Raw genomic sequence first — 23,200 nt, forward strand, 5'->3', positions numbered from 1 at the left:
TCGCATGGCGTTTATTTTATCCATTGGAACAAGTCTTCCTGCGTATAATGTAAACCAAGAGAAAGCGGCCGAGTTCGCCCGCTATATGTTTCAGCATTCTTTTAAGGATATTGACCGGCTGTTATCCTCCTTTAAAAACGGGCAAATCCATTCGAGACAGTTTGTTAAGCCGATTGAATGGTATAAAGAGGGGCACAGCTTTGAAGAAAAAAATCAAATATACATAGAAGAAACACTTAAACACAGCAGAGCGGCTGTTCGTGAGTGCCTCTCTCATCCGGAATTTTTTCAAGAAGCCATTCCTTATGAGAAAGTGGAAGCTGTTTTTTTCGTCTCCAGTACAGGTCTTTCCACACCGAGTATCGAGGCGCGGCTTATGAATGAACTTCCGTTTTCTCCATATACGAAGCGGATCCCGATTTGGGGGCTTGGCTGTGCAGGAGGAGCCAGCGGACTTGCGCGTGCAGCCGAATACTGCAAAGCGTATCCTGAGGCTTTTGTGCTTGTCATTGCTGCCGAGCTGTGCAGCCTGACATTCCAGCCGGAAGATAAAACGAAAAGCAATCTGATCGGCACCTCGCTTTTTGGTGACGGCATTGCCGCAGCTTTATTATGCGGAGAGAAGGCGGACCGCAGGATGTCAAAGCTGAAGCTTGCGCCGAAGATAATGGACGCCCAATCTGTTTTGATGAAACAATCAGAAGATGTCATGGGCTGGGACTTTACCGATCAAGGATTCAAAGTCATTTTCTCACGAGACATTCCAACCTTGGTGGAAAAATGGCTCAAAACAAATGTACAGATTTTTTTGGACAAACATAAGCTGTCATTCCATGATATCAGTGTTTTTTTGGCGCATCCAGGCGGAAAAAAAGTGATCGATGCATACATCAAAAGTCTCGGGCTGTCGTCAGAAAAGCTTTCATCTGCGCAAAGCATTTTGCAAAAGCACGGAAATATGTCTTCAGCCACAATCTTGTATGTGATCAAAGACCATCTGCAGAACGGACATAAAAAGGAAGCTGAACGAGGACTGATTGGCGCATTAGGGCCGGGTTTCTCATCAGAATTGCTGTTATTCAGCTGGGAAAAGGGGGCCTGACTCATGTTTTGGTTGTTGATCGCCATTCTCATTGTTCAAAGAGCAGCAGAAATGGCAGTGGCCAGGCAAAACGAACAAAAAGTAAAGAAGCAAGGAGCAATTGAATTTGGCGAGAGCCACTATCCGTATATCATTACGATGCATATCCTTTTTTTCCTGTCCTTAATTGCCGAGGTGCTGCTGATGAATAAACAGCCGTCCAGCTGGTGGCTCGGTATCGCTGCAGTTATTTTAAGCGCACAGATCGTACGGTATTGGGCGCTTTGTTCCTTAGGGGCATATTGGAATACGAAAATCCTTGTTGTTCCAGGTGTAGAGCTTGTAAAAAAAGGTCCATATAAATGGATGAAACATCCAAACTATGCCGTTGTTATACTCGAAATTTTGTTGATTCCGCTGCTTTATCAAGCATACGTCACCATGTGTCTGTTTTCCATTTTCAATGCAGTGTTGTTAAGCGTCAGAATTCGCGCAGAAGACAAAGCATTACAGGAATACAGCGTAAAATAGCGATTGAAAATCATTCTCAACCATGTTAAAATGGATTTGAAAAAGATTCTCAATCAGGATGGTGAAGCAAATGACAATGCTGTTTTTGCTTGGAGCGGTTTGTACATATAGTGTATTAATTGGTTTTGTATTAAAAGGAATCTCTAATAAATCTGTTTGATGAATCTGGAACTTGTAAAAGTTGCAGATTTTCTTTTATAGAAGCTGCCGTAATGGCGGCTTTTTTCTATTCTCCTAAAGAAATTTGGTTTATTCTTGTGTAAAATGAAAAGGGAATGAATTCAGATCTTTCGAAAAAGGTTCACAATTGAAACGGCACAAAGGGGTTCAGACTTATGACAGATCAAAACAGAAAAGAGCTTTTGCATAAAACCGGGGAACTTTATAAGCAATTTATTGAGAATCAAGATGAACAAAGGGCTGCTAAACTGGCTGCGGTCATGAAAAAAGCGGCTGATGAAGAGGTTTATATCGCGTTTACCGGGCATTATTCAGCGGGGAAATCGTCACTGCTGAACTGCCTGTTAATGGAGAATATTTTGCCGACAAGCCCGATTCCGACAAGCGCTAACCTTGTTGTGATCAGAAACGGGGAAAAGCGAGTTCGGCTTCATACAACAGACGGAGCGTGTGCTGAGCTGGAAGGGGCTTACCAGAAAGACAAGGTGCAGCAATATTGTAAAGACGGGGAACAGATTGAAAGCGTCGAAATTTTTGACAGATATACTGAGATCGATTCCGGGGTTGCGTATATTGATACTCCAGGGATAGATTCAACAGATGATGCGCATTTTCTATCGGCTGCTTCTATTCTTCACCAAGCGGATGCGCTGTTTTACGTCGTTCACTATAATCACGTGCACTCTGAGGAAAATGTAAAGTTTCTCAGATCAATAAAAGAAAGCATTCCGAATGTGTATTTTATCGTCAATCAAATTGACCGCCATGATGAGACGGAGACGAAATTTGGAGACTATAAAGCGCAGGTAGAGGAGATGCTTTGCAATGAAGGGATTTCAAAGGAAGCGCTCTATTTTACGTCAGTAACAGAACCGGACCACCCGTTCAATCAGATGGGGGCCCTGAGAGAAGAGTTAAGAAGAATAGAACAGCAATCAAAAAGCAATATGCAGGCTTTAACCGAACAAAAAGTCCGTAATCTGCTAAAGGAACATACGGAAATGCTGAAGAAAGACGACACAGGCGCTCCGAGTTTCGCTGAACAGCTTAATATCCAAACTGGACTGGTCCAATCGCTGCGTGATCAATTGGATGAGGCCGAAAAACAAACGACTGAGGCAGAGAAGAGGATGCAGGAAGAAATCAATCGTATTTTAAAAAACGCCAACCTGACGCCTTTTGAAATGCGTGAATTGGCGGCTGCATTTTTAGAATCACAAGAGCCTTCCTTTAAAACCGGCTTTTTCTTTTCTAAAGCGAAAACTGCACAGGAAAGAGATAAAAGGCGGAATGCTTTTTTCTCTGATGTGGCAAAACGAACAGAGGCCGAAGCGGATTGGCATATGATAGACACGCTTCATAAACTCGCCAAGGCATTTGATGTCTATACCGCTGAAAGTGAAAAGCTGATTCAGGCCTATCGCACACCGCTTGATATAAGCATCATTGAACGCGCGGTCAAGCATGGTGCAGCCTTTTCTTCTGAATATGTATTGCAATATACAAAAGATTTGGCAGAGCTCATCCGGAAAGAGGCGAAAAGAGAAGCCGCAGACATCATAAAGGTGCTCTCCGCTATGGTGAAAGAGCGTGTTTCCAAAGACGTGCAAACGATTAACGACCGGCTCGTCCAAGAATCAGAAAAACTTGTCTTTCTTCAAGAACAGGCGCGTTTAGAGAATAATGCCCGAGAGAAAACCGATCGCCTGTGGGCCATTTGGGAAGAAGAGTCCGCATGCCCAATGCATATAGACACAGAATGGTTTAAATCGAAGAAAACAAGAGTGGCGGCTCCAGAGCAGAAACAAGGCCGAAGCCAGCTGACGGCGCAGCCGATGCCGAAATCAGAAATCAAAATGGAACAAGAAATGCCGCTTCAAGACCAAATCAAACGCTTTTACACTTTGTCTGACCTTTTAGGCGAATGCAGCATGTTGTTAAAGCAAACTTCAGCGTTTCGTGAAAGGGTGAAAAGGCTTGAGGAACGGAAATTTACACTCGCTCTTTTTGGAGGCTTCAGCTCGGGGAAATCATCATTTGCCAATGCGCTTGTCGGCGAAAGAGTGCTGCCATCCTCACCAACGCCAACCACAGCGACAATTAACAAGATCACAATGCCAATCAATGGCAACTTAAACAAAACAGCGGATGTAGTGTTTAAGACAGAGGATGACATAACGGCTGAAATTTTGCAGCTCACCGGAATACCAAAGGAACCGGCAGGCCGTTCCTTCACAGAGAAGTGGGAAAAGGCAGTCAAAAAAAACAGGCTGCAGGAAGAACACGTGAAATTGATCAGCAATTTCCTGCTTGCATATGAGAAGTATCAGCAGTATATACAGGAACAGAAGAAATTAACGATTCCGCTATCTGAATTAAAGCCGTACGTAGCAGAGGAAACAACGGCCTGTGCTGTGAAAGAGGTAACGGTCTACTATACATGCCCGCTCACTGAAAAAGGGATTACGATCGTTGATACACCCGGCGCGAGCAGCATGAATAAACGGCATACAGAACTGGCATTCCAATATATCAAAGATGCTGATGCATTTTTTTATATGACTTATTATCAGCACTCTTTTTCAAAAGGAGACCGTTCATTTTTGCGAAAGCTTGGACTTGTGAAAGAATCGCTCAGCATGGATAAAATGTTTTTTATTATTAATGCTGCAGACCTTGCAAAAGATAAAACAGAACTCGAAACAGTGACCGATTATGTCAGCGCAGAGCTTGTAAAAGAAGGGGTTTATGAACCGCAGATCTTTACTGTATCAAGTAAGGAGGAACTGGTGGGAAAACCGGAGTCATTTTACAATCAGTTCTCAAAAGTAAGAAAACACTTAGACCGGTTTATCGAAGTGGATGTAAAAAAAGCGTCAGCAGCGCAGCTCAGTTCGGAGGCAGACAAACTATGCGAAACCGTTTTTCAGCTTCACCAATCCCAGCATCAGTCCCGAGAAGAGAAGGAAGCGCAGAAACAGCGCCTTATGCTGTCATTTGAGCGGACAGCGGCCGATATCGAGAAACGGCGGAACTCAGAAACCATCATTGAAAAAGTAAAAAAAGATACAAGAGAGCAGCTATATCACATTACACAGCGATTATCATATTTTGCAAATGATTTATTAAAATCGGCATTTCATCCCGGGCTGCAAAACGGGGATTGGAAAAAGAACGTCAGTAAGGCGATGACAACAGCCTTACATGAATATCAATTTGAATATATTCAGGAAATCAAAACGCTTGATGTTCGCATGAGCGGTTTCATCGAACGGCATATCAATGAAGAATGGCTGGATCATTTTCAAAAAACATTAAACGAGGACGGTTATTTTTCCGTTTATGCGGGTGATCAGCATTCGAACGGCATACAGTTGAAGGAAGTTGAACCGGAAATAGAAGAACGTGCTTTTGAGCAGGAACTAAAAGAGGTCAAATCACCGAAGCAGTTTTTTGAGCAGAAAGGAAAATCGGCCTTTATCGAAGCTGTACGGATGAAACTTACGAAAATCACAGAGGCATGGATAAAAAATGAAGAAGAAAGCCTGATTTCTCATTACACAGCTCACCTCAGACGCTTACAGGAAGATATGGGCGAAAAAGCAATCGCGCAAATAACGGATCAAAAAGAGACATATTTAAGAGGATATGCGGAAGGGGAACATGCGAAAGAGATTGAAATAGCGTACCAGGCGTGCATCTCCTGGAAAAATTCAGACAATACAATAAAAATGTAAAATTCAGTTGGCTTGTATTTCAAGTCATGGTAGACTAAATAGAAAAAAGCGAGATGAACGATTAATGTCAGAGGTACATAAAGCAATTTCAGCACATTCATCAAAACAGCACGAGCATATCAAAGCATTTATGCGTCTTGAAAATATGCGTGAATTGGCGATTGAAGAAGCTGTTGCGAAATGCAAAAACGATGAGCCTTATACTACAGAAGCAATTAATGAAATTACCGAGCAAATGAATCAGCTCGCTAAAAAAGGCATCGTCCCGACAAGACGGCTTGTATCAAAAGAAATGGTCAGAGAATACGTAAGCCGCATGTAAGCTGGATGATCCTGTCGCGAGTGAACCTCCTGCCGGAAGCATATACTATAATGCATCCGACGTAAGGGGGGATTCATGTTGGGCAGAACAAAGCTCGGAAACAGAAATGCACAGGCGAATAACAATGCCAAAAAGAAAAACGGATTTCAAACCCATTTTGACTCTTACGCAGGACGCGAAGCTGAAAAGCTGATCGCCAGCAACAAAAGACACAACGATTGATAAATATCCAAACAGTATCTCTAATTAAAGAGATACTGTTTTTTATTTTTGGGCTGCTTTATGATAAAATAGAAGGAATGAAAGAAAAGGGAGTTATTTGATGAATAATAATAAACTATTGCTGGTTGACGGCATGGCTCTTTTATTCCGGGCTTTTTTTGCCACGGCCGTACATCGCAACTTTATGATAAATGACAGCGGGGTGCCGACGAACGGCGTCAACGGCTTTTTAAAGCATTTGATTACAGCTGTGGAAACATTCCAGCCGACACACGTCGTCTGCTGCTGGGACATGGGGAGCAAAACGTACCGAAATGATTTGTTCCAAGATTATAAGGCCAACCGCAGCGCGCCGCCTGTGGAGCTGATTCCGCAGTTTGATTTGGCAAAGGAAGCAGCCGCAGAGCTTGGAATCATGAATATTGGCTTTGCCGGTTATGAAGCGGATGACTGTATCGGTACTCTTGCCGATTTATTTGCGAATGAAGCGGACATTACGGTCGTAACAGGAGACAGAGATTTACTTCAGCTGTTAACGGATAAAGTAAGCGTTGCTTTGCTTCAAAAAGGAATCGGAAATTATAAAGTCTATACAAAAGAGACTTTTTATGAAGAAACAGGCGTAATGCCGAAGGCTTTGATTGATATTAAAGCGCTTATGGGAGATTCCAGTGATAACTATCCCGGAGTCAAAGGGATTGGAGAAAAAACAGCCTACAAACTGATTCGTGAATACGAAACGATTGACCGTTTATTGGAAAATCTTTCTCTTCTTCCAAAAGGACAGCAGGGAAAAATTCAGCAAGGTTTAAGCGATTTGGAGATGTCGAGGAAGCTTGCGGAAATTCATTGCTCAGTGCCGCTGGCCTGCACACTGAAAGACGCTTTATTTACTTTGCAAATGGAGCAGGCGGCTGACATGCTTCGCCGCCACCAAATCAAAGGAATTGAGCGTATGCTTGAAAAGCTGAACGCTAGAGAGATCGTTTAGATCTTCTCTAGCGTTTTGTATTGCTTTTTTTTGCTCTCTCCTCAAGCTCTGTTTTAGGGTCATTATGTGTATTGCCTTCCAGGTCGCCTTGCGGAGTAACACCGCCGGTCAGCCGGCCTTTATCTTTCTTTTTCATGTTAGTTCACCTCCCCATTAGGATGAACCAATCATCAAGATTTAATTCTTTTCATTCAGCCGAATCGCTTCTTTTGCCAGAAGATCGGCTTTTTGGTTTTGCTTGCCCGGTATCCATTTGATGAAAAAAAGAGGGAATGCCGCTTTTAATCGGATGATTTCTTCTACGAACGGTTGAAACGTTTTATTTTTAACCATTTCAAGCTCAGTGGCGCGTTCCACAATATCTGAATCGGTTCGAAAGGAAACCGATTGATACCCGCGCGTTGCACATAGCTTCATCCCTTCAATTAATGCAAGAAATTCCGCTTCCTGATTTGTATGCACTCCGATTGGAATAGAGAAGGATTCTGCTGTTCCCTCATGTTTGATAAAAATGCCGATACCCGAAGGCCCGGGATTACCAGCGCTTGCGCCGTCTACGTATATTTCTGTAGGCATTATGAACTCCTTTCATCTTTAGGTATCATTTTTTTGGCTGCATAAGCATAAGGCAATGAAATCAAAGATACCGCAAACTTAATCAAATATGTAGAAATAAAAATATGAAGCCACACGCCTGCCGGATAAATGCCGAGAAAGGCGACTGCAGTGAATATGAATGTATCAAACAGCTGGCTGACTGCTGTACTGCCGCCGTTTCTGAGCCATAAAAGCCGATCAGAAGGAAATATCCTTCTAATTGCCGAATATACATAAACATCCAGCGTTTGGCTGAAGATAAAGGCAAGCAGACTTCCTAACGCAACTCGCGGAAGGAATCCGAAGATCGTTTCCAGCGCTGTTTGTGATATGTCGCTGGAAGCCGGTTCGAAAAGCAGCACACCCTGCATGACAAATGTCAGCGTCAGGAGCGTTGAGAATCCGAGCCATACCGCTTTTCTGGCTTCAGCTGGTCCGTATTTTTCATTCAGCACATCTGTCGCAAAAAAGATTGTGCCATACATCACATTTCCGAGTGTCGCTGTTAAGCCAAACAGTTCAACTGTTTTGACGACTTGGAGGTTGGCGCAGACTGTCGCAAAACCGATCCAAACAAACAGTCCCATTTTGCCAAATCCTTTATAAAATAAAAGAACAATGATAAAATGAATGATCGCAAAAAAGATCCAAAACGAATTATTAAACAAGATGAAAAAGCTTCCTTTCCGGGGTAAGATTGGTTTGATTATAGCATAAGCCCGGCAACTAATGAATGGTAAGGTGATTGTAATGAAGCTCAGACCGCATTTGAAAATAGAAGCAAAAGGAACGGGATCCGTCTCATTTTTTAGCGAAGACTGGCTGACAGCACAGCAGGCACGTATGCTCGCCAGAGAACTTGGTCGTTTTCCATACATGAAAGAGCTAGAGTTCGAAGACGAGAAAGGCGGCAGCTGGACGCTGAAGGAATTGGAAAAGCTGACAGAGGAGCTTGCTCAAGAGCCTGATGACATTACTGTTTATTTTGACGGCAGTTTCGATAAGGAGAGCGAACTGGCCGGTCTCGGGATCGTCATCTATTATTCATTGGGAGGAATCCGGCATCGCTTGAGAAAAAATAAAAGCTTCCGGCTGAAAACCAATAATGAAGCTGAATACGCAGCGCTTTATGAAGCAATAAGAGAAGTAAGAGAGCTTGGGGCAAGCAGAAATTCAATTACAATCAAAGGGGACTCGCTTGTTGTGCTGAATCAGCTTGACGGCAGCTGGCCTTGTTATGATCCATCTCATAATGAATGGCTTGACAAAATAGAAGCACTCCTTGAATCGCTGAAGCTTACTCCAACCTACGAAACAATACAACGAAAAGACAATCAGGAAGCTGACGGCCTCGCTAAAAAAATTCTATCCCATCAATTCGTAGAAAGCCACACGAAATTAGACCGTAACGGAGATGACGATATTGGATAAGAAAATGATCTTTAAAGAACTGACAGAACTGCACGATGAATATTGCAAGGACTGTTTTATTAAGAAGCAGTTTCGCAAAGAATTTGGCAAAACTTATGCGCATTCATTTTGTATCAATAAATGTACGGTTGGTGAAAAGCTGAAACAATACGGAGATGTCTTAACCAATCACTAAAAATAAAAACCGCAGAAGCTGCGGTTTTTATTCTTTGAATTCATCCAGCTGATGCTCGCTGTCATCTAGCAGTTGCTGTTGCTGCTTTACAAATTCAGGATCATCGAGAGCTGCCAGCTCTTCAGATTGTGACAGTTCTCTAGCATCCTCAATGGCTTGGTATGCAGAGTCAACTAATGTTTTGCTTTGGCCTCTCGTCGCAGCTCCTGTTGTTTTCTGCGCTGTTTCCACCGCTAGTTCCAGCTGCCGCTTATCCGTAAAGCCAGTCTGATCCTCATTATGAAATTCTGAAGTCACCAAAAACACCTCCGCCATTATTTTGCAGAGTTTTTTTGAAATTTATGTACCAAAATAGAAAAGAAAATAAAAATAAGCCGATATAACTATTGAACCAGAATAAATAGGACTGTTTTACTATTTGGGTATCTTGATAGAGAAGGGGAACGCAGCTATGGATGATAAAGACTTGAAGTTGATCCTTCACAAAACATTTATAGAAATATACAGTGATTTAGAAGAACTGGCGGATATTGCGAAAAAAGGAAAACCGTCAATGGAAAAGTATGTTGAAGAGATTGAACAGAGGTGCAAACAAAACATTTTGGCGATTGAAATCCAGATGAAAATCAAATAGGAGAGGCGAATGCCTCTCCTCTATTTGTCATCTCATCATCATGTATTGAGTTTAGAGTTTTACAACATTAGAAGCTTGAGGTCCACGATTACCTTCGACAATTTCAAAAGAAACTTCTTGTCCTTCTTCTAATGATTTGTATCCTTCTCCTTCGATAGCTGTGAAGTGAACAAATACATCGTCTCCGCCTTCAACTTCAATGAAGCCGAATCCTTTTTCGTTGTTGAACCATTTTACTTTACCGTTTTGCATATTGCTTAATTCCTCCTAGTACTGTAGCACCCATGTGCTAAAAAAAATTTTGTCATCATTTAACTTTGATTCATTGTTAAATGATGGTTCAACTATACACCATCTGGGAGCACCCGTCAAGTTGTGAAACGGCTTATTTTTCAAAAGAAGGGCAAGTTCCATAAAAAAATGTAACCGCTTTTATTGATGGCTGAATATAAATAAAAAGAGCACACGATTTTCGTATGCTCTCAAGTACGCCATTACGATAGCACTTTGGCTTTTTGTTTGGCAGTCATCATTTCTGATTCCTTCAGGATATCCTCTAAAATCACTTCAGAGGAGTTTGCTAAATGAAGGTCCTTAATGTTTTTCTTCATGCGATGCAAGGTATCTTCATCTGCAAGAAGGGAAGTGACTGATTCGAGAATCTCTTCATGACGGTTCACAACGATGGCAGCTCCGCGGTCTTCAAAGAAGTTTGCATTTTCTTTTTCCTGGCCAGGCACGGGTTTGTACAGAATGACAGGCACTCCAATGGCTGTGGCTTCTGTCAAAGTAATGCCGCCGGGCTTGGTAATCATGCAATCTGTGATCCGAAATAGCTCATCAATGCGCTCCACATAGCCCAGAACTTTTAATTTGTCACCATTTTCCGCCTCAAGCGCACTCAAAGATTCTTTTAAAGCCGTATTTTTCCCGCACACGACAACCACTTGCACTTGGTCATCCTTGACAAGGTTTTCGCACAGCTCTTTTACGTTCTTTAATACACCGTGAGCACCTGCCATGATCAGAAGCACTTTTTTGTTTGGTGAAAGATTGTACTTTTTATATATCGGGCCAACCGGCATGGATTCTTCAAATTGCGGCCTGATTGGAATTCCTGTGATTTTTACATTGCTTGGATGAGTGCCGATCTCCATCAGTTTTTCCTTCACGTAATCTGTCGCCACATAATATTTATCCACGTTTTCGTGAACCCAAATTTTATGAAGACAAAAATCAGTCATAACGTTGAAGGTAGGAATGACTCTTCCAGTTCGGCGTCTGTATTCCGGCACGACGATCATCGGAAATGTATTAATAATAATATCGGGCTGATGTTCATCGACAAGTTCGCCCAATCTTTTATTACCCATTTTAAAGTAAATATTGAATTTACGTTTATTATAGATTTTGTCAACTCCGTAATAAAACAAACGATAAAACTGTTTCCCGATTGAGAAGCTTTTTAAATAAAGGTATTGAGTTACCTCTGAAACAATCGGATTTGACTCTTGGTACAAATTAGAAACTGTTACATGCTGAAAGCCGAGCCGTACACATTGTTCATAAAGTGTTTTGGCTACCTGCACATGTCCATTTCCGTAATTTGCAGTCAAAATTAATACTCTTTTATTGGTATTCAAGTAAATTCACCTCAATGTAATCAACAACAAGCAAGCTTCATGCATCGTAAGGAGTTATTGTCTATACATAAACATAACACAAATACATAATCGAATTATTAATGCAGTGAAAAAGTTAAGCTAATTTTAAATGATTTGGATTCCAGTATTTTAAATTTTTGTTATACGCAGACTGAATCAGATGTATTTTATCATATTTTTTGCTCAGCGTATCACTAAAAAAGAAAAATTAGTCCCATTCATAAGGAGTTTCTTGGTAAACGTAATAATTCAGCCAATTCATAAACAATAATGTGGCATGCGCTTTCCAGCGATTCACTGGCTCGTTGCTGCCTTTTGCAAAATAATGTTTAGGCTCCTCGACAGTAGAAAGGTTTCGTTCCAAATCTCTTTCATACTCTTGAAGAAGCGTATTTGTATCATATTCAGGGTGCCCTGTCAAAAAGACTTGTTTTTCGTCTTTTGACACAATTAAGCAAACCCCGGCTTCCTTTGATGCGGTAAGAATGTTTAAATCGGGCACTGCTTGAAGCTGTTCCATATTTATATCTGTATGCCGGGAATGCGGCACGTAGTATAGCTCGTCAAAACCTCTTACCAATCTTTCGTGTTTTGAAAGAACGGTATGTTCGAACACACCGAAGATTTTTTTCGGCATTTGAATTTTTTCCACACCGTAATGGTAATACAAACCTGCTTGAGCACCCCAGCAAATATGCAAGGTTGAAGTGACATTTGTTTTGCTCCACTCCATGATTTCCTTGAGCTCTTCCCAATATGAAACATCTTCAAACGCCAAATGCTCGATCGGCGCACCGGTGATAATCATGCCGTCAAACCTCTTGTGACGGATATTGGAAAAAGTCGTGTAAAATTCGTCAAGGTGTTCTCTCGCAGTATTTTTCGGCGTGTGTGTGCTTGGGATTAAAAATGTGAAATGAACCTGTAAAGGCGAATTTCCAAGCAATCTGAGAAGCTGAGTCTCTGTTTGGATTTTTTTCGGCATCAAATTTAATATAATAATTTTTTGCGGCCGGATATCCTGATGAAATGCTCTGCTTTCATCCATTACAAATATATGTTCACTTTCAAGCACCTGTTTTGCCGGCAGGTGTGTTGGTATATTAATAGGCAACGTGCCACCTCCATTATTTCCCCGTTTAATTTTCTTCATTATAGGAATTTTCACGCCAATTTTCAATCTATCTATGCGTGTTGAGGGGGAAACAACAGAAAACTCTTTAAATAAAACGCACTGACACGCCTTTTGGTTTCACAGTAAAATGATTTTCAAAGATGTCAGAGGGAATTGTAATGTTTTATAGAATGATAAGATAAAAAATGAGCCATATGAATTGATAATGAACGGACGCTCATATCGTTAGGTTTCTTATGAGTTCTTAATTGATGTATACATTTTGAATTGCGATTTAAAAAAGGTAAAATAATCAGCACTAGGGACATAGGAGGGACTTACATGTCTATTTATCATATGAAGGTACGTACAATCACAGGGAAAGACATGACACTTCAGCCTTTCGCGGGAAAGGTACTGATGATCGTGAATACAGCAAGTAAGTGCGGTTTTACTCCTCAATTAAAGCAGCTGCAGGAATTATATGATACATATCAGCAGGAGGGGCTAGAGATCTTAGGGTTCCCCTGCAATCAATTCATGAACCAAGAGCCTGGTGAAGAGGCTGACATACAGGAATTTTGTGAAACAAATTACGGTGTTACATTTCCTATGTTTTCAAAAGTGGATGTAAACGGGAAAAACGCCCACCCGCTGTTTGTGTATTTGACAGAACATGCGAAAGGGATGCTGGGAACTAAGGCGATCAAGTGGAATTTCACGAAATTTATAGTGGATAGAAATGGAGAAATCGTTGGCCGTTATTCACCAAATACAAATCCGAAAGAGCTGGAAAACGATATCGTGAAGCTATTAGAGCAATAAAAAGAGGGTGTTTTTGTGAAGGAATTGAAGCAGGCAGAGCAAATCAGGACATGGGTTCAATCTATCCTGACTGACGAAAGCTCTGGACATGACTGGCATCATGTATCAAGAGTAGCAGATCTTGCAGCGTATATTGGAGAAAAGGAAAAAGCGGATTTGTTCATTGTTGAAACGGCGGCTTTGGTTCATGATTTAATTGATGTGAAGCTGCCTGACACGGTCAGGCTTTCTGTGAGCGAAGTATATGATCAGCTCGTTTTTTTCGGAGTAGGAAAAGAGAATGCTGACAGGGTGATTCATATTATAACAAGGATGTCCTTTCGGGACAGGGGGAAATTGGCGAAGGAGCCGCTCTCAATTGAAGGAAAAGCTGTACAGGATGCTGACAGACTTGATGCGATTGGTGCTGTCGGCATTGCGAGAGCTTTCATGTTTGCGGGCGCAAACGGGCATGGCCTTTATGGAGATGAGCAAAGCGCCTACGCTCATTTTTTTCATAAGCTCCTGCGGCTGAAAGATATGATGAATACAGACACTGCACGGGAACTGGCAGAAGAAAGACACAATTTTATGCTTCAGTTTGTCCGCCAATTAGAAAAAGAAATACCCGGGATTGATGCCAAAACGTCGTAATAGAAGGCTTGGAGCGACTATGATAGAATAAGTCACAGATATGCTATAGGAGGACGATCATGAAGATAAAATCAATTGAACCTACACCAAGCCCGAATACAATGAAAGTCATCTTAACGGAAGAGCTTCCGGCGGGCAAAAGCAATAACTATAAACCTGAGCAAGCAGAAGGCGCACCGCCTGTTATAGCGGAAATTCTTAAAATAGATGGAGTTAAAGGGGTATATCACGTCGCAGATTTTCTTGCTGTTGAACGGAATGCAAGATACGACTGGAAAGACATATTACCGCAAGTCCGCACTGCATTTGGGATGGAAAGTGCTGAAAGCGGAGAAGAAAATCGTTCTGATCAAGAATCTTTTGGAGAGGTAAAAGTTTTTGTGCAGATGTTCAGCGGCATTCCTATGCAAGTTAAATTAACCGATGGAGAGCGGGAAGAACGCTTCGGCTTACCTGAACGCTTTCAGAAGGCGATCTTAAAACTTAGATCTGAAGCTTCCAATGTTGTGTTTGAGCGGGCTTGGAAAGAACAAGGTGTCAGATTCGGTGACTTTGATGAAATCGGCCATGACGTGACAGAAGAGCTTCAGGCGGCATACAGTGATGAACGGCTGAAACGACTGACTGAAGCAGCCGCTCAAGGAAAGGGCGAATCAAAACAAACTGTACAGCGCAAAGCGTATAAAGTAACGCTTGACATGCTGGATGATGAGGACTGGAAAAAGCGTTATGCACACTTGGAACAGATGGATCCGAAAGAAGAGGATATCCCGGTTTTACAGAAGGCATTGGATGATCCAAAGGTGTCCATCAGAAGACAGGCTGTTGTGTACTTAGGGATGATTGAAACACCTGATGTTCTTCCTCTATTGTATAAAGCACTTGAGGACAAAGCTGTATCAGTCAGAAGAACGGCCGGAGACTGCCTGTCTGATATCGGCGATCCTCAAGCCATTCCTGCTATGATCAAGTCGTTAAGCGACTCCAGCAAGCTTGTTCGCTGGCGTGCGGCCATGTTCCTATACGAAGTCGGGGATGAAAGTGCAATTGAAGCTTTGCGCGCTGCCGAAGATGACCCCGAATTTGAGGTCAGCCTTCAAGTCAAAATGGCGCTTGAACGTATTGAGCATGGAGAAGAAGCAAAAGGTTCTGTTTGGAAACAAATGACGGAAAGCAGAAAAAAAGGCGAATAGAAATAAAAAAGGTGCAGATCATGCACCTTTTTTATGTGAATTCACTTTTTATAAAAATTATTTCGAATATTGTTGAAAAATATCCGAAAACTATTTATAGTAAGTAACAATATTAATAGTTGGAGGGTTCAAATCGAAAGAAAGCTATATAAATATAAAAACACGAAAGAACAAAACAAGGTGAGGGCGGCCTGTATTTATCTTATTTGCAAAAACAGCCCATAAATAAACTGAAAATTGTCAAAATAAAATCCAATCAAACAATTGAAAGAATTTAGGAGGATCACCATGGCAGAATTACGCAGTAATATGATCACACAAGGAATCGATAGAGCTCCGCACCGCAGTTTGCTTCGTGCAGCAGGAGTAAAAGAAGAGGATTTCGGCAAGCCGTTTATTGCGGTGTGTAATTCATACATTGATATCGTTCCCGGTCATGTTCACTTGCAGGAGTTTGGGAAAATCGTAAAAGAAGCAATCAGAGAAGCAGGGGGCGTTCCGTTTGAATTTAATACCATTGGGGTAGATGATGGCATCGCAATGGGGCATATCGGTATGAGATATTCGCTGCCAAGCCGTGAAATTATCGCAGACTCTGTGGAAACGGTTGTATCCGCACACTGGTTTGACGGAATGGTCTGTATTCCGAACTGCGACAAAATCACACCGGGAATGCTTATGGCGGCAATGCGCATCAACATTCCGACGATTTTTGTCAGCGGCGGACCGATGGCGGCAGGAAGAACAAGTGACGGGCGAAAAATCTCTCTTTCCTCAGTATTCGAAGGGGTAGGCGCCTACCAAGCAGGGAAAATCAACGAAAACGAGCTTCAAGAACTAGAGCAGTTCGGATGCCCAACGTGCGGGTCTTGCTCAGGCATGTTTACGGCGAACTCAATGAACTGTCTGTCAGAAGCACTTGGTCTTGCTTTGCCGGGTAATGGAACCATTCTGGCGACATCTCCGGAACGCAAAGAGTTTGTGAGAAAATCGGCTGCGCAATTAATGGAAACGATTCGCAAAGATATCAAACCGCGTGATATCGTTACAGTAAAAGCGATTGATAACGCGTTTGCACTCGATATGGCGCTCGGAGGTTCTACAAATACCGTTCTTCATACCCTTGCCCTTGCAAACGAAGCCGGCGTTGAATACTCTTTAGAACGCATTAACGAAGTCGCTGAGCGCGTGCCGCACTTGGCCAAGCTGGCGCCTGCATCGGATGTGTTTATTGAAGATCTTCATGAAGCGGGCGGCGTGTCAGCGGCTCTGAATGAGCTTTCCAAGAAAGAAGGAGCGCTTCATTTAGATGCGCTGACTGTTACAGGAAAAACTCTTGGAGAAACCATTGCCGGACATGAAGTAAAGGATTATGACGTCATTCATCCGCTGGATCATCCATTCACTGAAAAGGGTGGCCTTGCTGTTTTATTCGGTAATCTAGCTCCGGACGGCGCTATCATTAAAACAGGCGGCGTACAGAATGGGATTACAAGACACGAAGGGCCGGCTGTCGTATTCGATTCTCAGGACGAGGCGCTTGACGGCATTATCAACCGAAAAGTAAAAGAAGGCGACGTTGTCATCATCAGATACGAAGGGCCAAAAGGCGGACCTGGCATGCCGGAAATGCTGGCGCCAACATCCCAAATCGTTGGAATGGGACTCGGACCAAAAGTGGCATTGATTACGGACGGACGTTTTTCCGGAGCCTCCCGTGGCCTCTCAATCGGCCACGTATCACCTGAGGCCGCTGAGGGCGGGCCGCTTGCCTTTGTTGAAAACGGAGACCATATTATCGTTGATATCGAAAAACGCATCTTGGATGTACAAGTGCCAGAAGAAGAGTGGGAAAAACGAAAAGCGAACTGGAAAGGTTTTGAACCGAAAGTGAAAACCGGCTACCTGGCACGTTATTCTAAACTTGTGACAAGTGCCAACACCGGCGGTATTATGAAAATCTAGATAGCTGGGGACACTTTCTTTTATTTTAAGGTGTGAACATTTGAAATCCGGCCCTCTCTATAGTATCCTTTACTTCAGATGAAGGATACTAGAGGGGGCTTTTTTTATGTCAATGGCTTATGAAGAATACATGCGCCAGCTTGTCGTACCGATGCGCCGCGAGCTGACTGGAGCAGGTTTTGAAGAGTTAACAACAGCGGAAGAAGTAGAAAACTTTATGGAAAAGGCAGAGGGCACAACTCTTGTAGTCGTTAACTCTGTATGCGGCTGCGCGGCAGGCCTTGCGCGTCCTGCGGCTACACAGGCAGTCCTCCAGAATGACAAAACACCTGACAATACGGTGACTGTTTTTGCGGGCCAAGATAAAGAAGCTACTGCGAAAATGCGTGAGTATTTTACTGGCCAGGAGCCTTCTTCACCATCAATGGCTCTTTTGAAAGGCAAAGAAGTCGTACATTTTATTCCGCGTCATGAAATTGAAGGACACGATATGGAAGAAATCATGAAAAATCTGACTGCTGCCTTCGATGCGCACTGCTAAATGCCCGTTTTCCGGGCATTTTCTTTTTGGGAGTACAGAAGATGATAACAACAAGCTATAGACCGTCTGAACACACCATAAAAACCGCAAAGCAGCTTTCTAAAGAGCTAAATATGCCATACTGCGGCCGGAATAAACAAACGGTTGAACACCTGTTGAAGTCAGCTGAACGCGATTTGCTTGTGGTCGGCAAAGAGCGGTTTGAGCTGTATACGAAACAAGGTGCCAAATTCTTTTTTCATCCGAATACAGCGATGTTTAGAGCCAAACGCTTCTTACAGGGAGAGCAAGAGCCTATGCTTCGGGCTGCCGGCTTATCTGAAGGGGATGCGTTTTTAGATTGCACACTCGGGCTGGGGTCAGATGCCATTATCGCAAGTATGGCGGTAGGCGAAACGGGTTCTGTTGTTGGGATTGAAAAAAACCATCTTGTGTCTGTTTTAGTGAGGATGGGGCTGCATTCATGGGAAACGGGTATAGAAGAGCTTCAAGCTGCGATGAGAAGAATCCAGGTGAAGAATGGTGATTGCTTTGAACACATCAAGCAGCTTCCTGACAACTCTGTTGATGTGGTTTATTTCGATCCAATGTTTCATGAACCTGTAGAAACCTCTGACGGTATCGCGCCTTTACGTGATTTGGCAGAGGATTCCGTTTTGCACGAAGGATGTATCAATGAAGCGGTACGAGTTGCCAGAAAAAGCGTTGTGCTAAAAGACCACTGGAAAAGCCCGCGGTTTGAACAGTTTGGTTTTAACGTCATGAAAAGAAAAACAGCACTGTTCCATTATGGCGTCATTCAAACAAGCCCGTGATTCATATCACGGGCTTTCTGTTAATCGGTGACCTCCATGACGACAAAGTATAACAATGTTAAGAGTGAAACTGTGGCAAACAGAGCGTCAATCATGCGGAAAGCCTCCTTTCATGGAATATTGTAAGCGTTTTTACGCAAAGTGCATAGCAACGAATCTCCTAATTTGCATTTCAGTTTCATATAGTACATGACTTGCATGTTTTGGATGTGCTAAAATAAGAGAAACATGACAATAAAATAGAGAGGAATAAGCAGTCATGAAATTGTGGATGAGAAAGACCCTTGTGGTTTTATTTACCATTGTAACGTTCGGGCTCGTATCTCCTCCGGCTGCCCTTATGGCGGACAAGCCTTCCGGACAGCCGAGCAGTCTTGAGCAGAATGATTACACCGCTTTTTATGATGAGCATGACCTGTACGATGATGAGTCGGATGACAGGCGAGATCCTGAACTGCTTTTTCAATCGTACAAGGAACAGCTCCTTGACAGCGCTGAGGATCAGTCCTTTTTAAAATTCGGCAGCAGAATCGCTCCTGTCATTGAGGATGACTATCGGAAAGAGATCCTGCCAAAAATCGAAAATGTGATTAGTGATTATTTAGCGACATTGCAAGATGATGAGGCGTACCAAGATGTTGTGATCTCAAGCATGCCTTCAGCGGGCAAAACGGAAAAAATTTTCAACGTTTACAATCGGACAACTGGAGAAGATCTTCTCAGATTCCATGTGCGAAGAGACCACCCGCCTCATGACGGCTACTGGTTTAATTTTCATTATCATACAGCAGAAGATGGATTTCAATCACATCATGAGCTTGGGAGTATTTACTGGGACCGCAACACGCCTCCCAACTGGATGAGTGCCTAAAGGAGATGCCATTAGACATGAAAAAGTACACAATGAATGAAATGGTCGATATAACAAAGGATATGCTGAACAAACGGGGCGTTATGATAGAAGATATTGCACGGATTGTTCAAAAACTTCAGGAAAAATACAATCCAAATCTGCCGCTCAGTGTTTGCATGGAGAATGTAGAAAAAGTCCTGAACAAACGTGAAATTATTCATGCTGTTTTGACAGGCCTTGCACTCGATCAGCTTGCAGAACAGAAGCTTCTCCCCGAACCGCTGCAGCACCTTGTTGAAACGGATGAACCGCTTTACGGCATAGATGAAATTATCCCGCTTTCCATCGTTAATGTGTACGGGTCGATCGGTTTGACCAATTTCGGTTATTTGGATAAAGAAAAGATTGGAATTATTAAGGAACTTGATGAAAGTCCAGACGGTATTCACACCTTTTTGGATGATATTGTGGCAGCTCTTGCTGCAGCAGCGGCGAGCAGAATTGCACATACGCATCAGGATCTGCAAGATGAAGAAAAAGAACAGGATGAAAAGCCTGTCGTCAGCTGACTATAAAAAAATCATTTCTGGGTTCAGAAATGATTTTTTATTGTGTTACACTACTAGAAGACTACTTTTAAAGGATGAAAAAAATGAAACAGTTTAAGGATTTATGTAGACATGTTTTAGAGCAAAAAGGGGCGGTAAGCGTATGATTTCATTCATTTTTGCGATGGATGCCAACAGGCTTATCGGCAAAGACAATGATTTGCCGTGGCATTTGCCCAATGATCTTGCATACTTTAAGAAAGTAACATCGGGCCATTCAATCATTATGGGCCGAAAAACATTTGAATCGATCGGACGTCCGCTTCCAAATCGGAAAAATATTGTCGTTACCTCAGCGCCGGCTTCAGAATTTCCGGGATGCACGGTTGTCGGTTCATTAAAGGATGTACTGGACATTTGTTCAGGCCCTGAAGAATGCTTTGTGATCGGAGGGGCTCAGCTCTATACGGACCTTTTCCCTTATGCGGACAGACTGTATATGACGAAAATTCATCACGAGTTTGAGGGTGATCGTCACTTCCCTGAATTTGATGAATCCAATTGGAAACTGGTTTCTTCTGAGCAGGGGATCAAAGACGAAAAAAACCCGTATGATTACGAATTTCTAATGTATGAAAAAAAGAATTCTTCTAAAGCGGGAGGATTTTAATTGGTTCGCTACAGCCTTCTAGTGGTTTATATTGTGTATATGCTGTTAAAAAATATGAAACAATTATTTAATCAAACAATGCTTGATCCCCGTCTGTCATACAAAAAACAGATGACTCTTGTGTACGAACAGCCAAAGGCGTTTTTGGAAGGCTGTATCGGTATCTCCGGTTCAGTTGTGACAATCCATCAGCCAGAGCCAATACCACAAGGTCCTGTTTTGTATGTGCATCCCCGTTTGCGTTTGGCTGAACTGGCCTTAATTGCTGGATATATTGAGGAACCGGCTGGCTTTATCGCCAACCCAAAAGTGTTCCGCTTGCCTTTTATCGGGCAATGGCTGGATCGGATGGATGTGATTTCAGACGGTGATTCAGAAAAGGTATATGAAGATGTGACAAAACAGCTGGAAAAGGGACAAAGCCTGATTCTTTCACTAGATGGTTCTATTGATCCTATAGAACTTGCGGCCCGCTATCATCTTCCGTTGGTGATGGTGGAAACGAAAGGAACAGATAACATGCAAAAGGGCTCGTTTTTTAAACGCTTAAAACCGGCAGACATTGAATTGTCCTTTTCAAAAGCTTATATACCTGCCAATGAAAAACAATTACGTGCATAAAAAAAGCGCAGTCGTGAAGACTGCGCTTTTCTGTTACTGTTACGAAAGGAACGGCACCTTTACACAATAGAAGAGCACGCAGAAAAACATGGCAGCGCTCCCGCCCAATACAAAGCTGTGCCAAATGGCGTGATGGAAGGGGATCTTTTTCCAAATGTAAAAGATGGTTCCGACAGAGTATAAAATGCCGCCGAGAAAAAGGAGGCTGAATCCCGCTCCGCTCAGTGAAGCATATAAAGGTTTAACTGCAATAATCATCAGCCACCCCATGACTAAATACACGAAGGTTGACAATAGGATAAACCGTTTCACAAAGAAAATTTTAAAAACGATTCCGCCTAGGGCAAGTGACCATACGATAACCAACAGGGTAAAGCCGAGTGTGCCTTTCAGCGGCCCAAGCAAAAAAGGCGTGTAGGTTCCGGCGATGAGTACGTAAATTGCGCTATGATCAATAATCTCCAAAATGTCCTTCGTTTTTTTATGTGTGATGCTGTGAAGCAGGGTGGAGCTCAAATATAACAGCAGCATAGAGACACCGAATATTGTAAAGCTGACAATGTCCCATGCAGACCCGTAATTAGCCGCAAATATGATTAGAAACACTAATGCTGGGATGGATAAGAGGACACCGATGCCGTGTGTAATCGCATTGGCGATCTCTTCTTTGATTGTAAACAAGTACATTCTCCTTTCGATCGCTAGATCATTTGATTTTTTAACGTCTCTATAAAGCTCAAGCCCTCAAAGGTAATTTTTGTGCCTGCGCGTCCGCGGCTTTTGGTGACATAATCTTTTTTCTCCAAATAGTCGAGACGGCTTCTGACCTGCTGAGGAGTTAACGAGGTTTGGGTATTTTTGCTGTGTTCAGAAATGATCCGTCTGCTGGCAGGTTCTCCTTTTTCGTTCAATACTTTTATTGTTTCCAAAATAAACAAAAACTCAGCTTTTTCCATTAAAGTCAGCAGTTTCGCTTTTTTCTTCGACGTTTTTCCGTCTATCGTGCCTCTAATATACGGCGGCAGGTCATATGGCTGAATCGTTCCCCCGCTTGATACTGCCGCCATATAATCTGCAGCGTTTTTTAATTCCCTGACATTGCCTTCAAATGCATGCTTCTCAAGCACGGGAAAAATGGAGGGATCGATTAACAATTGCTGACCAGAATTTGAGAGAAAATGCTGTGTCAAAAGCGGAATATCGCTTTTTCGTTCCGATAATTCGGGCAGTGTGAGCGTTAAAATGTTCAGTCTGTAGAATAAGTCTTGCCTGAATGTATGTTCCACGGATCGGTCTGCAGAAGCACAGATCATTCGCGGTTTCTCCGTGTCTGAATCAAGCGCTTTTAACAGCTGAGCTTGTACAGAAGCAGGCATGCGCCATACATCATCAAGAAAAAGGGTTCCTCGTACCGCTTTTTGAAAAACACCAGTGTTTCCGTTAGGGCCAAAAAGCTCATGAATAAGGGTTTCTTCCGAATGGGTGCTGCAATTGACGCTTATAAACGGTTCATTGCTTCTCGAAGATTCCAAGTGTATGGCATGTGCGAAGTGATTTTTGCCTGTTCCGATTTTTCCTGTTATTAAGACAGGAAGCTCCGATAACGAGAACTGCTTGGCGATTCGCTTCGCTTCCAGGAAAGTTTGATGTTCTCCGATTAGATGTTGAAATGTATTGAGTTTTGGTGCACTATTCATCAATTGGCTCCTTTTGGTTCTAATTGGTTTCATTATATCATGCCTTTTGGTTGAAAACACCCTTTATTTTACGATCATCTTTTTTCTTGACTCTGCAGGATAATGGTTGAACAGAAGTTACCACAAGATGTGGTGGACATAGTCTGTATTTTTTTAATAA

General features: G+C 42.6%; 30 protein-coding genes. 20 read left to right on the plus strand and 10 right to left on the minus strand.

Translation table 11 applies throughout. From position 1 onward, the window contains the following. Positions 1–4 precede the first annotated feature (4 nt). From bpsA to exnP, 7 genes are all read left to right on the plus strand, one after another. A complete protein-coding gene (gene bpsA / locus FB592_RS18015; RefSeq protein ID WP_015714140.1) occupies positions 5–1,102 on the plus strand; it encodes a type III polyketide synthase BpsA in 1,098 nt (365 codons plus the stop codon). A 3-nt stretch (positions 1,103–1,105) separates the two neighbouring features. Further along, a complete protein-coding gene (gene bpsB, locus FB592_RS18020; protein ID WP_014480088.1) occupies positions 1,106–1,612 on the plus strand; it encodes an alkylpyrone methyltransferase in 507 nt (168 codons plus the stop codon). A gap of 70 nt (positions 1,613–1,682) precedes the next feature. Next, positions 1,683–1,772, plus strand: coding sequence for a Fur-regulated basic protein FbpC (fbpC, locus tag FB592_RS18025; protein ID WP_100069434.1), 90 nt, complete (start codon positions 1,683–1,685; stop codon positions 1,770–1,772). A 175-nt stretch (positions 1,773–1,947) separates the two neighbouring features. After that, on the plus strand, positions 1,948–5,529 hold the full coding sequence (gene dynA, locus FB592_RS18030) for a dynamin GTPase (RefSeq protein WP_070547471.1): 3,582 nt from the start codon (positions 1,948–1,950) through the stop codon (positions 5,527–5,529). A 64-nt stretch (positions 5,530–5,593) separates the two neighbouring features. Next, the gene (locus FB592_RS18035; RefSeq protein ID WP_021481513.1) at positions 5,594–5,851 is read left to right on the plus strand and encodes a YpbS family protein; all 258 of its coding nucleotides are present in this window, start codon (positions 5,594–5,596) and stop codon (positions 5,849–5,851) included. 75 nt (positions 5,852–5,926) lie between these two features. Beyond that, positions 5,927–6,073, plus strand: coding sequence for a hypothetical protein (locus tag FB592_RS18040; RefSeq protein WP_003230761.1), 147 nt, complete (start codon positions 5,927–5,929; stop codon positions 6,071–6,073). A gap of 100 nt (positions 6,074–6,173) precedes the next feature. After that, positions 6,174–7,064 (plus strand): 5'-3' exonuclease ExnP, encoded by an 891-nt coding sequence (exnP, locus tag FB592_RS18045; RefSeq protein WP_003230763.1) that lies wholly within the window; start codon positions 6,174–6,176, stop codon positions 7,062–7,064. Between the two features lie 7 nt (positions 7,065–7,071). Here the strand turns inward: exnP and sspL are convergent, their stop codons facing one another. Genes sspL through FB592_RS18060 form a run of 3 tightly spaced genes read right to left on the minus strand, consistent with a single transcriptional unit; the run spans position 7,072 to position 8,329 of the window. Further along, complete coding sequence (gene sspL / locus FB592_RS18050) at positions 7,072–7,200, minus strand: small, acid-soluble spore protein L (protein WP_003218255.1); 129 nt, start codon at positions 7,198–7,200, stop codon at positions 7,072–7,074. Positions 7,201–7,241: 41 nt separating this feature from the next. Then, positions 7,242–7,640 carry a reverse transcriptase-like protein gene (locus FB592_RS18055; RefSeq protein ID WP_015251853.1) on the minus strand — a complete coding sequence of 133 codons (399 nt, stop codon included), beginning with the start codon at positions 7,638–7,640 and terminating at the stop codon, positions 7,242–7,244. Beyond that, complete coding sequence (locus FB592_RS18060) at positions 7,640–8,329, minus strand: queuosine precursor transporter (RefSeq protein ID WP_014477139.1); 690 nt, start codon at positions 8,327–8,329, stop codon at positions 7,640–7,642. The genes FB592_RS18055 and FB592_RS18060 overlap by 1 nt, the downstream gene beginning before the upstream one ends. 82 nt (positions 8,330–8,411) lie before the next feature. On the opposite strand from FB592_RS18060, the gene FB592_RS18065 reads away from it, so the two are divergent. Both FB592_RS18065 and FB592_RS18070 read left to right on the plus strand, forming a co-directional pair. Continuing rightward, positions 8,412–9,092: a ribonuclease H family protein gene (locus FB592_RS18065; RefSeq protein ID WP_021481511.1), complete on the plus strand. Its 681-nt coding sequence runs from the start codon at positions 8,412–8,414 to the stop codon at positions 9,090–9,092. After that, positions 9,085–9,267 (plus strand): zinc-finger domain-containing protein, encoded by a 183-nt coding sequence (locus FB592_RS18070; RefSeq protein WP_004399003.1) that lies wholly within the window; start codon positions 9,085–9,087, stop codon positions 9,265–9,267. Before FB592_RS18065 ends, FB592_RS18070 begins: the two co-directional genes overlap by 8 nt. Positions 9,268–9,294: 27 nt before the next feature. On the opposite strand, the gene FB592_RS18075 is transcribed toward FB592_RS18070, so the two are convergent. Further along, the gene (locus FB592_RS18075) at positions 9,295–9,564 is read right to left on the minus strand and encodes a DUF2564 family protein (RefSeq protein ID WP_004398863.1); all 270 of its coding nucleotides are present in this window, start codon (positions 9,562–9,564) and stop codon (positions 9,295–9,297) included. Between the two features lie 154 nt (positions 9,565–9,718). Here FB592_RS18075 and degR point away from each other — a divergent pair, with 154 nt between their 5' ends. Next, complete coding sequence (degR, locus tag FB592_RS18080; RefSeq protein WP_003230774.1) at positions 9,719–9,901, plus strand: transcriptional regulator DegR; 183 nt, start codon at positions 9,719–9,721, stop codon at positions 9,899–9,901. Positions 9,902–9,952: 51 nt separating this feature from the next. Here degR and cspD read toward each other — a convergent pair whose 3' ends face one another. The 4 genes from cspD to metA all read right to left on the minus strand — a co-directional run bounded on the left by cspD (position 9,953) and on the right by metA (position 12,679). Further along, positions 9,953–10,153, minus strand: a complete 201-nt coding sequence (cspD, locus tag FB592_RS18085) for a cold-shock protein CspD (protein ID WP_003153604.1) — start codon at positions 10,151–10,153, stop codon at positions 9,953–9,955. 15 nt (positions 10,154–10,168) lie between these two features. Continuing rightward, on the minus strand, positions 10,169–10,315 hold the full coding sequence (locus FB592_RS18090; protein WP_141949926.1) for a hypothetical protein: 147 nt from the start codon (positions 10,313–10,315) through the stop codon (positions 10,169–10,171). 80 nt (positions 10,316–10,395) lie between these two features. Beyond that, a complete protein-coding gene (locus FB592_RS18095; protein WP_021481509.1) occupies positions 10,396–11,544 on the minus strand; it encodes a diglucosyl diacylglycerol synthase in 1,149 nt (382 codons plus the stop codon). A 229-nt stretch (positions 11,545–11,773) separates the two neighbouring features. After that, positions 11,774–12,679: a homoserine O-acetyltransferase MetA gene (gene metA / locus FB592_RS18100; protein ID WP_021481508.1), complete on the minus strand. Its 906-nt coding sequence runs from the start codon at positions 12,677–12,679 to the stop codon at positions 11,774–11,776. A gap of 342 nt (positions 12,680–13,021) precedes the next feature. Between metA and FB592_RS18105 the strand changes: the two genes are divergently transcribed. From FB592_RS18105 to FB592_RS18150, 10 genes are all read left to right on the plus strand, one after another. Beyond that, positions 13,022–13,504 carry a glutathione peroxidase gene (locus FB592_RS18105; RefSeq protein WP_015251858.1) on the plus strand — a complete coding sequence of 161 codons (483 nt, stop codon included), beginning with the start codon at positions 13,022–13,024 and terminating at the stop codon, positions 13,502–13,504. A 15-nt stretch (positions 13,505–13,519) separates the two neighbouring features. Continuing rightward, on the plus strand, positions 13,520–14,137 hold the full coding sequence (hdhQ, locus tag FB592_RS18110) for an Mn(2+)-dependent (deoxy)ribonucleoside pyrophosphohydrolase (protein ID WP_064671094.1): 618 nt from the start codon (positions 13,520–13,522) through the stop codon (positions 14,135–14,137). Positions 14,138–14,196: 59 nt separating this feature from the next. Further along, positions 14,197–15,330 (plus strand): conserved virulence factor C family protein, encoded by a 1,134-nt coding sequence (locus FB592_RS18115; RefSeq protein ID WP_041849947.1) that lies wholly within the window; start codon positions 14,197–14,199, stop codon positions 15,328–15,330. Positions 15,331–15,618: 288 nt separating this feature from the next. Beyond that, positions 15,619–17,295, plus strand: a complete 1,677-nt coding sequence (ilvD, locus tag FB592_RS18120) for a dihydroxy-acid dehydratase (protein WP_043857695.1) — start codon at positions 15,619–15,621, stop codon at positions 17,293–17,295. Between the two features lie 106 nt (positions 17,296–17,401). Continuing rightward, the gene (gene brxA / locus FB592_RS18125) at positions 17,402–17,836 is read left to right on the plus strand and encodes a bacilliredoxin BrxA (protein WP_003230794.1); all 435 of its coding nucleotides are present in this window, start codon (positions 17,402–17,404) and stop codon (positions 17,834–17,836) included. 41 nt (positions 17,837–17,877) lie between these two features. Further along, complete coding sequence (locus FB592_RS18130) at positions 17,878–18,651, plus strand: class I SAM-dependent methyltransferase (protein WP_043857694.1); 774 nt, start codon at positions 17,878–17,880, stop codon at positions 18,649–18,651. 259 nt (positions 18,652–18,910) lie between these two features. Beyond that, complete coding sequence (locus tag FB592_RS18135; RefSeq protein ID WP_009967559.1) at positions 18,911–19,522, plus strand: YpjP family protein; 612 nt, start codon at positions 18,911–18,913, stop codon at positions 19,520–19,522. 17 nt (positions 19,523–19,539) lie between these two features. Beyond that, positions 19,540–20,073: a phosphatidylglycerophosphatase A family protein gene (locus FB592_RS18140; RefSeq protein ID WP_003230797.1), complete on the plus strand. Its 534-nt coding sequence runs from the start codon at positions 19,540–19,542 to the stop codon at positions 20,071–20,073. A gap of 142 nt (positions 20,074–20,215) precedes the next feature. Continuing rightward, complete coding sequence (dfrA, locus tag FB592_RS18145; protein WP_015714128.1) at positions 20,216–20,722, plus strand: dihydrofolate reductase DfrA; 507 nt, start codon at positions 20,216–20,218, stop codon at positions 20,720–20,722. Further along, complete coding sequence (locus tag FB592_RS18150; RefSeq protein WP_038828628.1) at positions 20,723–21,343, plus strand: lysophospholipid acyltransferase family protein; 621 nt, start codon at positions 20,723–20,725, stop codon at positions 21,341–21,343. A 39-nt stretch (positions 21,344–21,382) separates the two neighbouring features. Here FB592_RS18150 and trhA read toward each other — a convergent pair whose 3' ends face one another. Further along, positions 21,383–22,024: a PAQR family membrane homeostasis protein TrhA gene (trhA, locus tag FB592_RS18155; protein WP_004398522.1), complete on the minus strand. Its 642-nt coding sequence runs from the start codon at positions 22,022–22,024 to the stop codon at positions 21,383–21,385. 20 nt (positions 22,025–22,044) lie between these two features. Beyond that, positions 22,045–23,040, minus strand: a complete 996-nt coding sequence (locus FB592_RS18160; protein ID WP_141949929.1) for a sigma 54-interacting transcriptional regulator — start codon at positions 23,038–23,040, stop codon at positions 22,045–22,047. Positions 23,041–23,200 lie beyond the last annotated feature (160 nt).

The organism is Bacillus sp. SJZ110 (assembly GCF_006715455.1).
Lineage (GTDB): Bacteria > Bacillota > Bacilli > Bacillales > Bacillaceae > Bacillus > Bacillus subtilis.

What these genes read in the sequence shown, in the direction of transcription:
- bpsA (WP_015714140.1), top strand. Translation starts at nt 5, where the DNA reads ATGGCGTTTATTTTATCCATTGGAACAAGTCTTCCTGCGTATAATGTA.
- bpsB (WP_014480088.1), top strand. Translation starts at nt 1,106, where the DNA reads ATGTTTTGGTTGTTGATCGCCATTCTCATTGTTCAAAGAGCAGCAGAA.
- fbpC (WP_100069434.1), top strand. Translation starts at nt 1,683, where the DNA reads ATGACAATGCTGTTTTTGCTTGGAGCGGTTTGTACATATAGTGTATTA.
- dynA (WP_070547471.1), top strand. Translation starts at nt 1,948, where the DNA reads ATGACAGATCAAAACAGAAAAGAGCTTTTGCATAAAACCGGGGAACTT.
- FB592_RS18035 (WP_021481513.1), top strand. Translation starts at nt 5,594, where the DNA reads ATGTCAGAGGTACATAAAGCAATTTCAGCACATTCATCAAAACAGCAC.
- FB592_RS18040 (WP_003230761.1), top strand. Translation starts at nt 5,927, where the DNA reads ATGTTGGGCAGAACAAAGCTCGGAAACAGAAATGCACAGGCGAATAAC.
- exnP (WP_003230763.1), top strand. Translation starts at nt 6,174, where the DNA reads ATGAATAATAATAAACTATTGCTGGTTGACGGCATGGCTCTTTTATTC.
- sspL (WP_003218255.1), bottom strand. Translation starts at nt 7,200, where the DNA reads ATGAAAAAGAAAGATAAAGGCCGGCTGACCGGCGGTGTTACTCCGCAA.
- FB592_RS18055 (WP_015251853.1), bottom strand. Translation starts at nt 7,640, where the DNA reads ATGCCTACAGAAATATACGTAGACGGCGCAAGCGCTGGTAATCCCGGG.
- FB592_RS18065 (WP_021481511.1), top strand. Translation starts at nt 8,412, where the DNA reads ATGAAGCTCAGACCGCATTTGAAAATAGAAGCAAAAGGAACGGGATCC.
- degR (WP_003230774.1), top strand. Translation starts at nt 9,719, where the DNA reads ATGGATGATAAAGACTTGAAGTTGATCCTTCACAAAACATTTATAGAA.
- cspD (WP_003153604.1), bottom strand. Translation starts at nt 10,153, where the DNA reads ATGCAAAACGGTAAAGTAAAATGGTTCAACAACGAAAAAGGATTCGGC.
- FB592_RS18090 (WP_141949926.1), bottom strand. Translation starts at nt 10,315, where the DNA reads ATGGAACTTGCCCTTCTTTTGAAAAATAAGCCGTTTCACAACTTGACG.
- FB592_RS18105 (WP_015251858.1), top strand. Translation starts at nt 13,022, where the DNA reads ATGTCTATTTATCATATGAAGGTACGTACAATCACAGGGAAAGACATG.
- FB592_RS18115 (WP_041849947.1), top strand. Translation starts at nt 14,197, where the DNA reads ATGAAGATAAAATCAATTGAACCTACACCAAGCCCGAATACAATGAAA.
- ilvD (WP_043857695.1), top strand. Translation starts at nt 15,619, where the DNA reads ATGGCAGAATTACGCAGTAATATGATCACACAAGGAATCGATAGAGCT.
- brxA (WP_003230794.1), top strand. Translation starts at nt 17,402, where the DNA reads ATGTCAATGGCTTATGAAGAATACATGCGCCAGCTTGTCGTACCGATG.
- FB592_RS18130 (WP_043857694.1), top strand. Translation starts at nt 17,878, where the DNA reads ATGATAACAACAAGCTATAGACCGTCTGAACACACCATAAAAACCGCA.
- FB592_RS18135 (WP_009967559.1), top strand. Translation starts at nt 18,911, where the DNA reads ATGAAATTGTGGATGAGAAAGACCCTTGTGGTTTTATTTACCATTGTA.
- FB592_RS18140 (WP_003230797.1), top strand. Translation starts at nt 19,540, where the DNA reads ATGAAAAAGTACACAATGAATGAAATGGTCGATATAACAAAGGATATG.
- dfrA (WP_015714128.1), top strand. Translation starts at nt 20,216, where the DNA reads ATGATTTCATTCATTTTTGCGATGGATGCCAACAGGCTTATCGGCAAA.
- FB592_RS18160 (WP_141949929.1), bottom strand. Translation starts at nt 23,040, where the DNA reads ATGAATAGTGCACCAAAACTCAATACATTTCAACATCTAATCGGAGAA.